The organism is Halobacterium rubrum (genome assembly GCF_021729015.1).
Classification (GTDB): domain Archaea; phylum Halobacteriota; class Halobacteria; order Halobacteriales; family Halobacteriaceae; genus Halobacterium; species Halobacterium rubrum.
In genome coordinates, this window is the sequence record NZ_JAJQQZ010000001.1 from 385876 (window position 1) to 395498 (window position 9623).

A 9623-nucleotide genomic window follows, 5' to 3' on the forward strand; every position below is an offset into this window, starting at 1 on the left:
GTCACCGGGAGAAGGGGCCTTCGAGGGCGTCCGTGTCGAGCTGTGCGACGGAGTCGGCCGCGCTGAACGCGACCGCCGAGTCGATCATGATGGCGAACTCGTCGATGTCCCGAATCGTGACGCTGGATGGCGTGCCGGCCTTCTCAGCGGCTTCGGGGTACTGGAGGTCGACCTTGCTCTGGTCGATGTTGTCGGCGTCCTGCTGGGTGGTGATGTCGTTGCGGACGTAGTGGCCGATGTTCGTGATCTCCTCGCTGATGCGGTGGAACGACGACTGGCCGGCGCGCTTGATGGCGAGGAAGACGGTCGTCGAGCCGATGGGGAGCGGGTCGCCGTTGCTGTCTCGGGCCTTCAGGTACAGCGGGAGGCCCGATGAGGAGCCGGCTGCGACGGCGTTGAGCAGCCGGACGGCGGTGCCGCGCTTCGGGCTGAACGTGAGGACGGCGGTCTCGTGGTCGGCGACGCCGTCCCGGGCCTCGACGTTGGTGCCAGTGGCGCCCTGGTCGAGGAAGATGTTGGCAGTCTCGGCCATCAGTTACCGACCTCCGTGATGTGCTGCTTGAGGTCCATGCGCTCGGCGAACTTGTCGACGGAGTACAGCCCGCCGCCGAGCATCAGCTCCCGGCTGTAGGCCGGCGAGTACTGGGCGCCGGCGACGACGAGCGCGCCGTAGGCCTCGTCGGGGATGTCGTAGCTGGTGTTCGGTTCGATCAGGTTGCGGGCGACGGTCGGCCCGACGAATCCCGCGAAGACGGCCCCGGCCTGCGACCAGAACTCGGGGTCCGCGAGTTCGTCGAGCGCGTCCATCGCATCACTGGTAGCTGCCATTGCGCTCCTATCCGAGCCCCGGCCCGTTTGTACGAATGCGGCTTAGATAGCGCGAGAAGGCGCGGGCAGGCAGGTAGAGGCGTCGGGTCCCGCTGGGTGTCAGCGGCGGTTCTGCTGGTGCCAGTCGGCCATCAGCTCGGCGAGCGTCTCCGCGTTGCCGGGCTCGAAGCCCTTCCGGTCGGCCATCTCTGCCTTGATTTCGCGGAACAGTTCAGCCTTGTCGCCGTACAGCGTGACTGATTCGCTCGGTTTCGCCATCTCAGCTGTCCTCCATGTCCGGGGGAACGAGCTTCATCCCCTCGTCGCCGTAGTGCGTCGCCTCCATCTGAACGCGCCGGGTGTCGATGCGCTCGATGTTGCCCTTGTCGTCGCTGTGGATCCACTCGCTGCCGATGGTGTGCTCGTCGTCGCCTTCGCCCTCTGTGAACCGTCGGAGTGGTCGGCTCTCGCCGTCGACTTGCAGGGCGTCGGGGACCGCGCTCGGCAGGTCGAGGGCGTTCGGGTTGTGGAACTCTGCGGGGTACTCGACGGCGTCACCGACCTTGTTCAGGTCGCCTGTGGACGTGTAACCGCCGAGAATCTGGAGCATCACGTTCCCGATGATGGTCTCGTCGATCTCCGTCAGCCGCTGGGTCGCCCAGAGGCTCGAGGAGCCTTCGCCGCGGCCGGTGGTCGCCATCCCCTTGATGACGTCCGGAAGTTTCCCCGACTGCGGGGCCGCCCAGTGCGCCTCGTCGATGACCGTCAGCGCCGACGACGAGCCCGAGGACTGGGCGAGCCGGCGCGCGGCACGGATGACGGGCGCGACGACCTGCTCGCGCCACTCCTCGGGTTCCAGCTCGTGGCGGGCGAGGACGAGCCGGGGGTTCTGGCGGAGTGCTTGCACCCACTCGTCGACGCCGAACGCTTCGGCTTCGCGGGGGCCGACGATGTAGTGGGCTGCGAGCCCAGATTTCACGAGGCCGCGGAACTCGTCGCTGTAGTCGAGGCAGACGAAGTAGTCGTACCGGGGTGCGTTCGTCTCCATCCACGCCTGCAGATACCACGACTTCCCCCAGCCGGACTTCGCTCCGAACAGCCCGTGCACGGCTTACTCGCCCTCCTCCGCGTCCTCGACAGCTTCGACGTCGATGACCTGCGTGCCGGAGAGTTCGAGGTCGCGGCCGTGCCACCGCCGAATCGTCACGGGCTGACCGTCCTCGAGACGCCGCAGGGCGTCCTCGTTGAGGGTCACGGACTGCTCGGTCGGCTCCCGGGTGGGCTCGCTGCTGGCGGTGAGCGACCGGACGATCTCGAAGACCGCCATCAGGGTGACGAACGCCGTGAAGGCGTACGCCAGCTCGTCGGCGATGCCGTCGGCGTCGAAGCCGTCGGTGTAGGTCACGCCGACCCCTCCATGTCATCGGCGACGGCGGTCATCACGGCCTCGACGGTGCGGAGGTTCGTGGTGAGGACGTCCTGAATGGCCTCGCCGGGGCGGAAGTCGACGACGTTCTGGCGGAACTCCTCAAGGGGGACGCCGAAGGTGTTCTCGACGTGCAGCGCCGCCAGTTCGTCGTCGCTGTAGGCGTCGGCCTCCGGGGAGGTGCTGCGGTAGTTCTGGGCCCACGCCTGCTTCTGAGCCTGCCACTCGTCGTCGTTCAGGCCGGCGTAGGGCTTCGCCCGGGCCGGTTCGTCGAGGTAGTCGGGGGCGAACTCCTCGAAGTACCAGCCGACGAGGTCGGCCTGACTGGCACGCTCGGCCATCGTTTCGAGCTGGGCGGCCCGTTCCTCGACGTCGGGCAGTTCGTCGACGGAGACGTCGGCGTCGCTGGCGTCGGCGAGGCGCTGGGCGAGCTGGAGCTGGGCGCGCTCCCGCTGGGCGACGACCTGCGAGAGGGCTTGCATCTGGGGGCGGAACTGGTCGAACAGCTGTGCGCCGGTCGCTTCGGTCATCTGCGCTTTCGCTGCGCTGAGTGGGTTAACCATCGTCCTGCTGGAGCTTCGAGACTGCCTTGTTTGGGAGGTCGGTGCGACTGACGAGAACGGTGGCGCAGAGGGCGGCGGTGGCGACGAGCATCCCCTGTGCGGGGTCCATCTCGGCCTTGCCCTGCTGGGCCATCCAGTCGTTGACGTACTCGTCGAGGTGGAGATCGCGGGCCAGCGACTCGTCGATGTGGTCGGCGTCCTCGTCGCCGTACTCGTCGATGACGGCATTCAGGCCGGTGGTGACGGTGCCGACGTAGAGGTCGCCCCAGTCGGTCGTGCCCGTCTCGGCTGCCGGCACTGGGGCGCTGCCGTCGCTCGCGTCGGCCTGCTCGGGCTTGTCGGCGTCCTCCTGGTCGTCGTCGGCGTCGGCGCCGGCCTCCTCCTCGACCTGCTCGGCGAGGTCGGCGAGCCCGCCCATGTCGGCCCGCTCGTCGGGGTCGATGTCGGGCTGCTCCTCGCCGCCCTCGTTCTCCTCGGTTTCGGCTGCTTCGCGCTGCTCTTCGGCGCCTTCTGCCTGCTGCTGGTCGGTCATTCCCAGAGGTCCTCCGTATCGCCGCTGCTCGACTGGTCACCGGTGGTCTCCTCTTCCTCATCGACAGGCGTCTCGGCGGTGCCTGCGGCCGATGTGGGGCCGTCGTCGGTGTCGTGGATGACGACGTAGTAGACGACTGCCGCGACCGCGACAGCGCCGACAACGAGCAGGACGGTGCGGGTTGAGGGCGCTGGGAGGCCGCTGCCCTCGTCGGCTGTACCCGATTGCTCGCCGTCGCTAGGCGAATCGCCAGACGACTCGCCTTCGTCGCTGCTCTCCGCCTGCTGTTCCTGCTGCTGTTGCTCGTACTCCTCTGGTGTAGCCATCTCAGAGCCGTCTTCCGCCTGCTCTGAAGGCGAAGATTCGGCGCCTTCAGACTGCTCTCCGTCCTGTTCTCCCTCTCCGTCGTCGGAGCCGTCGGTAGCAGCGCCTTCAGGGGGTGTTTCGACCTGCTCCGAAGGCGAGGTTTCGGCTGCTTCGGCCTGCTCTCCGGCGCCTTCTCCCTGCTCTTCTTCGCCCTGGGCGTGAACCTCGGGCTTGAGGGTGTTCCAGTCGTGGCCCTCGCTGGTCTCGGCGTTGATGTGCGAGCGCACGCTCGCCAGCGACGCGCCACCGCCGTAGTCGCAGACCGGGCACCAGTGTGGTTGCTTGCTCATGTAGTGTTCTGCCGCTCTGTGTGGCCCTCGGCGTCGTGGGCGGTGTCGCCCTCGGCCGCGAGCCGGTCGCTTAGTTCTTCGAGTCGTTCCAGTTCGATGGGTTCCTGGCCGTGGTCGGCGCGAATCGCGTTGATGGCGGCGGCCGCCTGCTCGGCGTTCTGTTTTGCCTCCAGAGCGTCGTCGAGTTCCGCTGCGAGCCGGGCGATGGCGGCCTTGTAGCCCTGCCACGCCCGCCCGAGTGCGCCGGCGGCCTCGCCCTCGATCTCCTGCTCGGTGCTGGCGTCGGCGTCGTCGAGGATGCTGGCTACCTCCTCGTCGTCGTAGCCGCACGCCTCGCTGAGAAACTCGCAGGCGTCGGGGTCGCCGTGCTGGCAGTGGTCGCGGGCGTGGTCGCACTCCTCGCCCATTGCCTTCTCCGCGCGGCCGAGGCGGTCGTCGGCCGAGTCTTCGGCGTCGAGGCGGCGGCCACCACCGCCGTCACGGGCGGCTCGCTCGGCGAGGTCGCGGTGTTCGTCGACGGTCAGCGTCTCGTCGTAGTAGCTCGTCCAGTCGTCGACGCCCTCCTCGCGGAAGATCGCCTTCGCGGCGGCCGCCTTCCGGTACGAGTTGTCACCCGTGAAGGGGCCGAGCCGGTCTTTCTCGGCATCGGTCAGCTCAATCTGGCCGGCACCGCTCGCGCGCTCGCTCCGGCCGCTCGCGGCCTCGACGTGCGCCCGGTCCAGCACGTGCTCGGGCGGGTCCGACACGAGCGCCACGGTCTTCCGGCGCTTGTCGTCGTCGACGGGACAGACGTACTCCTCGTAGTCATCTCTGAAGGCGTTGGCCGCCTGCATGGAACCGAACTCTACAGTCTCACTCAGGGGTAGGTCACCTCGACGGAGAAACAGGCGCGAGACGCGCAAAGCGACCCGGAATACTGGGGTCTGACTAAAGTCTCGGCAACGTTTAACGGGTTACCGGGCTACGAGGAAACTGTAGTCATGGCGATGAACCAGTTGGTGTCCATCGGCGGTACGTCAGCGGGCGTCTCGCTGCCGCTGGACGAGCTTCGCGACGAAGGTGTTGTATCGGGCGGTCGGGGCGGCGAACCGCTCGAGATCGAGGAGACGATGCTGCGGGTCGAGCGCTTCGACCGCGGCGCCTGGCAGGTCGTCCGGACCGACGTCCACGACTTTCCGGCGTACATGGAGGAACCAGCGTTCTGCCAGCAGGCAGAACCGACAGTCAGCGCGTAGCAGCCTGACGTTCGCCCCACTCACGGAAAACGGAATTCCGATGTACGCACCAGAGTGCTCGCCGAGCAGCCTCGCTGTCCGGAGTCACATCGATTAGTCCATCCGTCTTTTCAACCATCACCCAGTAGCCGTCACCCACCTTCTTCCCGTCTTCAGCGCTTACAACGATTGCTGGAAGTGGTGGATCGTCGAGTCGATCCTCGTGTATGCCGAGAAATCCCAGCAGAACGCCGCGACGTGTCGGGTGAATGCCGCAGTTCGAGGACACATCTCCGTAGGTAACCTCTCGCTCGTCGCTAGCTGCACGAACGAGGTAGGTCTTGAGCGTCTCTACCTTCTGGACCAGAGTTTCAAACTCGTTGTACGGGTTCGTCATCAAACCCTCGTCGGCAATTGACCGAAGTTCTTCTCGGTCGATCTTGGACGCCGATGTCATATTCGACCCGCCAACGTGGCTTCAGAAAGTTAGACGCCTGCTTCGGTGCTGGTCTTACCGTACGCGGATGTGCGGCTGGTTGACCGGGTCGCCGGTCCGCGTGAGGTAGCCGCGTTCGTTCAGCGGCTTCAGGACCCGTCGCGGGACGCTCTCTTTCGGGAGGTTGAGCTTCGACGCCAGCACGCTCCGTGCTTCTGTCAGCGGGAGCGACCGGCCGTCGGTCGTCAGCCGGCGAAGCTCCTTGTAGGCGGCCGCGAGCGTGTCGTCGTCCTCTGGCGGGACGAGCCCACCGTCGGTCGTCGGCGTCGAGACGGTCTTCCGCATGTGCTGGCGGATTGCTTCGCTGCGGTTGGTGTCCTGGTCGTCGAGGATGTCGTCGTACTCCTCGAGGAGGTCGGCCGGCACGCGGACGGTGACGCGCTGGGTGTTGGACTCGTCGCTCTCCATGCGCCCCATCAGACACGCACCTCCGCATGACACAGACGGCCGCCGTCATACGCACTCGAACCGCCACACGTGGCGGGGGTTCGGGTGGTCGCTTGCAGTATGTAGGACACCCCTCCCCCAGTCAGAGAGAGGCTCGCGCGCTCCCGGGCGTGCCCGCTCATGCGCGCGCTGCCTCCGCATCGTCGACGGTGAGCCACCACGGCGGACTGAGGTGGGTGTCGTCGGCGTCGAGGTCGCGGACGCCGAGCTGGTCGCGGCTCCAGCGCCACCAGAGGTGAGCGACGTGCGCGCACCACTGGCGGTGCTGGAAGCTCTTGCAGTCGCAGTCGGCGCGTAGCTGGCCGCTCTGGATGGCGAACAGCACGCGGTGCTTGTCGCCCCAGTCGCCGCTCTCGCGCTCCAGCAGCACGTCGAAGTGCGCGTCGTCGACCGGACCGAAGTGGGCCTCGGCGCTCTGAGCACGCTGCCACGCGCCCGACAGCGTCCAGTCTTCGGGGAATGTCAGCTCCGGCGGGTCGGCCAGATAGCCGTCGAGTGGGCCGCCGGGCGGCTGTTGGGCGCGGCTCATGGGCCTGCGAACACCTCGGCCGGGCCGTCGCTGCAGTTCGGACAGACGCGCCGGGGGATGCCGCCGGGAGACGTCGCCGGGCGGAGGCGGGCGCCGCAGTCCCCGCAGAACCGGCGGGTCATGGGCGGCACTCACCTCGGTCGAGCGCGGGACAGAGCTGGTCGGCGGACTCGATGAAGCCGCCACAGTAGCGACAGATATCTTGCTCGTCGGTGGTCTCGGCGGGTGCGCTCACGCCGACCACCCCCGTCGAGACTCGGCGCTATTCGGTTTCGCAGAACGGCCGAGAACCGGCAATAAAAGCCGTCTCTGCCTTAAATAGTATGGGACCGCCCGAATTTGAATCGGGGTCACGGGCACCCAAGGCCCGAAGGATACCAAGCTACCCTACGGTCCCGCACGCCGAGGTACACCGCGGGTACGCCTAAGCGTTTCGTTCGGGAGGCCACAACGGTTTTCGCGTTCGACGGCGACACCGGCCGTATGGCGACGACTCTCGAACTCGCGCTGGTGGCGCTGGTGCTGGCGGCGCTGTTCGGCGCGTACCGGGTGATTCGCGCGGTGAAGCCGTTCGTGGTGAACGCCGTGGTGGGACTGGTGGTGATACTGCTGGCGCAGGCGCTGGGGGCGGAGGTGGCGGTGACGCCGCTGGCGTTGCTGGTCGTGGCTATCGCGGGGTTCCCGGGCGCCGTGCTCGTGATTCTGCTGGCGTACGTGGGGGTCGCGTTCGCGCCGGGGCTGGCGGCGCTGCCGCTGGTCGTCGGTGTGCTGTAGTTAGACGTTCGTGCTGCCGGGATTCGGGTTATTCGTCGTCGTCGCGGAGCTCGAGGTCGGCGACGATGCGGTAGGGGTCGTGGCCTTTGCGGACGCCGTCGAGGATGCGGAAGGCGGCGTCGGGGTCGAGGAAGTGCGTGGTGACAGCGCGGCCGAGGTCGGTCGGTTCGAGACCGTCGACGAACTCGTACTCCAGCAGTTTGCCGAGCGCGTGCTTGGTGGGGACGTCGCCGACCATACGGTCGTTGAGGCGTTTGGCGGCCGTCCCGCCGACGGTGACGTTCGCGAGTGTCTCCTCGACGGCGGCGTCCTCGTCGTAGTGCGTGACGACGTCCTCCATGTCGCCTTTGAGGAGTTTGAACGCGATCTCCTCCTCGGTGCCCTCCATGGAGGAGTGATACGAGGCGTCGGGTTCGACGAGGACGTACACCTTCCCGCGGTCGTGGTAGTCGGGGCGGCCAGCCCGGCCGAGCATCTGCTCGAACTCCTGGACGGAGAGCCACTCGATGCCCATGGCCAGCGTGTCGAAGATGACCTGGTTCGCGGGGAAGTCGACGCCGGCCGCGAGCGCGGCGGTCGTCACGACGGCGGCGAGGTCCTGGTCGCCGAACTGGCGTTCGACGGACTTGCGTTCGCCGTAGTCGAGGCCGGCGTGGTAGGGCCGCGAGGGGTAGTCGAGTTTGCGGGAGATCTCGTTGCAGCGCCGCCGGGAGTTCGTGAAGATGATGGTCTGGCCGCGGTACCCCATCGAGGACTCCTGGTCGAACTCCCGGCGGACGAGCTTGTTCTCGATGTCGGGCTTCTCGGAGCCGTCGGCGAACGTGACGTGGCGCTCGATGGGGACGGGGCGTTCCTCGAACTCGACGAGGTTCGCGCGCAGTTTCCCCGCGAGTTCGCCGGGGTTGCCGACGGTCGCGGAGAGGTACACCCACTGCGCGCCGTCGTAGCTCGAGCGCTGCTGCTGGCGTTGTTCGCAGTAGTACTTCAGCCGCGAGATGAGGCCGTCGAGCCGGTGGCCGCGTTCCTCGGCCTTGAGGGTGTGGACCTCGTCGATGACGACGGTCCCGATGTCGCCCAGGTTCCGGCCGGTCCGCAGCGCGTGGTCGATGCCCTCGTAGGTGCCGACGATGATGTCCGCCGACGGGTCGAAGGCGTGCCCGTCGTCCCGAATCCGGGACGACCCAACGCGGATAGTGACGTTCGCGAGGTGGCCGTACTCGTCCTCGAAGTCCTCGTGTTTCTGGTTCGCGAGCGCCACGAGGGGGACGAGGAACAGCATCTTGCCGTTCCCGGACTTCAGCCGGTGGAGGCCCGCGATTTCGCCGACGAGCGTCTTCCCGGTCGCCGTCGCGGACACCACCATCTGGTCGTCGCCCTCGACGAGCCCGTTGTCGACGGCGAGGCTCTGGACGGGCAGCAGCTCCTCGAAGCGGTCCTCGAAGAGCCCCTGGACGTCCGGGTGGAGGTCCAGCTCGGAGACCTTCACGGGGTCGACCTCGTCCGTGGTCGCCGACACCTCGTCGTACTTCGTCAGGTCGGGGTCGAGGTCGCCGCCCAGCAGCCCCGTCACCTTCCCGAGGTCCTGCTCCTCGAACAGCAGCTCCTCGAGGCGGTCCTGGGCGGCGCCGGACACCGACCCGGAGAAGGAGAGTTCGCGTTCCAGCTCCTGGACCGCGCAGTCGCGGCAGATGAACTCGCCGTCGGCTTCGATGGCCGTCTCCGACGTTAGCGGCGAGTACCGGCCCCTGCCAGCACAGTACCGGCACGTCCGCACCACCTTCGCGCCGAGCTGGTAGGCGTCGAGCATCTCACGCAGCTCCTCGCGACCGGTGGTCGTCGTCTGCTGGCTGATGCGGATACGGCCGGCGCGGCGCGCGATCTCCACGAACTCCTCGGGGTTGCGCGGCTCCTCGCCGCCGCCCGTCTTCACGCGGAACCGTGCCGGTCGGGGACCCGGGCTCTTCTCCGCCACTTCCAGCTTCGCGCGGAACAGCCGGTCGCCGTCGCGGTTGGCGACGGCGAGGTAGTCGTCCCCCGTCTCGTGGAGGAACAGCGTGTCCACGCGCTGGACCTGCTCAGACACGGACAGTCATACAGGACGCCGGTATTTCAGCGGTTCGCTTGTCTGGCAGTGCCACGCGCGAGCGCCGCCCGGAGCCACGTCAGCGCGACCCACGGC

16 protein-coding genes and 1 tRNA gene are annotated in these 9623 nt (G+C 67.6%); 2 read left to right on the forward strand and 15 right to left on the reverse strand.

All coding sequences use genetic code 11. The features are described 5' to 3' along the window. Window position 1: 1 nt before the first annotated feature. The 9 genes from LT971_RS02020 to LT971_RS02060 all read right to left on the reverse strand — a co-directional run bounded on the left by LT971_RS02020 (window position 2) and on the right by LT971_RS02060 (window position 4817). On the reverse strand, window positions 2-532 hold the full coding sequence (locus LT971_RS02020; protein WP_237005182.1) for a hypothetical protein: 531 nt from the start codon (window positions 530-532) through the stop codon (window positions 2-4). Then, on the reverse strand, window positions 532-828 hold the full coding sequence (locus tag LT971_RS02025) for a hypothetical protein (RefSeq protein WP_237005183.1): 297 nt from the start codon (window positions 826-828) through the stop codon (window positions 532-534). The genes LT971_RS02020 and LT971_RS02025 overlap by 1 nt, the downstream gene beginning before the upstream one ends. Window positions 829-927: 99 nt before the next feature. Next, a complete protein-coding gene (locus LT971_RS02030; protein WP_237005184.1) occupies window positions 928-1086 on the reverse strand; it encodes a hypothetical protein in 159 nt (52 codons plus the stop codon). Between the two features lies 1 nt (window position 1087). Further along, window positions 1088-1915 (reverse strand): ATP-binding protein, encoded by an 828-nt coding sequence (locus LT971_RS02035; protein ID WP_237005185.1) that lies wholly within the window; start codon window positions 1913-1915, stop codon window positions 1088-1090. 3 nt (window positions 1916-1918) lie between these two features. Further along, window positions 1919-2212, reverse strand: coding sequence for a hypothetical protein (locus LT971_RS02040; RefSeq protein WP_237005186.1), 294 nt, complete (start codon window positions 2210-2212; stop codon window positions 1919-1921). Beyond that, window positions 2209-2763 carry a hypothetical protein gene (locus tag LT971_RS02045; protein WP_237005187.1) on the reverse strand — a complete coding sequence of 185 codons (555 nt, stop codon included), beginning with the start codon at window positions 2761-2763 and terminating at the stop codon, window positions 2209-2211. Before LT971_RS02045 ends, LT971_RS02040 begins: the two co-directional genes overlap by 4 nt. A 25-nt stretch (window positions 2764-2788) precedes the next feature. After that, complete coding sequence (locus LT971_RS02050; protein ID WP_237005188.1) at window positions 2789-3328, reverse strand: hypothetical protein; 540 nt, start codon at window positions 3326-3328, stop codon at window positions 2789-2791. Then, window positions 3325-3984, reverse strand: coding sequence for a hypothetical protein (locus LT971_RS02055; RefSeq protein ID WP_237005189.1), 660 nt, complete (start codon window positions 3982-3984; stop codon window positions 3325-3327). The genes LT971_RS02050 and LT971_RS02055 overlap by 4 nt, the downstream gene beginning before the upstream one ends. Beyond that, window positions 3981-4817, reverse strand: a complete 837-nt coding sequence (locus LT971_RS02060; protein ID WP_237005190.1) for a hypothetical protein — start codon at window positions 4815-4817, stop codon at window positions 3981-3983. The genes LT971_RS02055 and LT971_RS02060 overlap by 4 nt, the downstream gene beginning before the upstream one ends. Before the next feature lie 147 nt (window positions 4818-4964). Between LT971_RS02060 and LT971_RS02065 the strand changes: the two genes are divergently transcribed. Next, window positions 4965-5219 (forward strand): DUF8053 family protein, encoded by a 255-nt coding sequence (locus tag LT971_RS02065; RefSeq protein WP_237005191.1) that lies wholly within the window; start codon window positions 4965-4967, stop codon window positions 5217-5219. Here LT971_RS02065 and LT971_RS02070 read toward each other — a convergent pair. The 5 genes from LT971_RS02070 to LT971_RS02085 all read right to left on the reverse strand — a co-directional run bounded on the left by LT971_RS02070 (window position 5209) and on the right by LT971_RS02085 (window position 7067). Continuing rightward, entirely contained in the window at window positions 5209-5655 is a 447-nt protein-coding gene (locus LT971_RS02070; protein WP_237005192.1) for a hypothetical protein, read from the reverse strand. The two genes, LT971_RS02065 and LT971_RS02070, sit on opposite strands and share 11 nt — an antisense overlap. 54 nt (window positions 5656-5709) lie before the next feature. Next, a complete protein-coding gene (locus LT971_RS02075; protein ID WP_237005193.1) occupies window positions 5710-6111 on the reverse strand; it encodes a CopG family ribbon-helix-helix protein in 402 nt (133 codons plus the stop codon). Between the two features lie 148 nt (window positions 6112-6259). Next, window positions 6260-6670 (reverse strand): SWIM zinc finger family protein, encoded by a 411-nt coding sequence (locus tag LT971_RS02080; RefSeq protein ID WP_237005194.1) that lies wholly within the window; start codon window positions 6668-6670, stop codon window positions 6260-6262. Further along, window positions 6667-6792: a hypothetical protein gene (locus LT971_RS16345; RefSeq protein ID WP_272904601.1), complete on the reverse strand. Its 126-nt coding sequence runs from the start codon at window positions 6790-6792 to the stop codon at window positions 6667-6669. The genes LT971_RS02080 and LT971_RS16345 overlap by 4 nt, the downstream gene beginning before the upstream one ends. Window positions 6793-6994: 202 nt before the next feature. Continuing rightward, window positions 6995-7067 (reverse strand) — tRNA-Pro (locus LT971_RS02085). Between the two features lie 86 nt (window positions 7068-7153). Here LT971_RS02085 and LT971_RS02090 point away from each other — a divergent pair. Beyond that, on the forward strand, window positions 7154-7444 hold the full coding sequence (locus LT971_RS02090) for a pro-sigmaK processing inhibitor BofA family protein (protein WP_237005195.1): 291 nt from the start codon (window positions 7154-7156) through the stop codon (window positions 7442-7444). Between the two features lie 28 nt (window positions 7445-7472). Here LT971_RS02090 and LT971_RS02095 read toward each other — a convergent pair whose 3' ends face one another. Further along, window positions 7473-9527 carry a DEAD/DEAH box helicase gene (locus LT971_RS02095; RefSeq protein ID WP_237005196.1) on the reverse strand — a complete coding sequence of 685 codons (2055 nt, stop codon included), beginning with the start codon at window positions 9525-9527 and terminating at the stop codon, window positions 7473-7475. Between the last annotated feature and the right edge of the window lie 96 nt (window positions 9528-9623).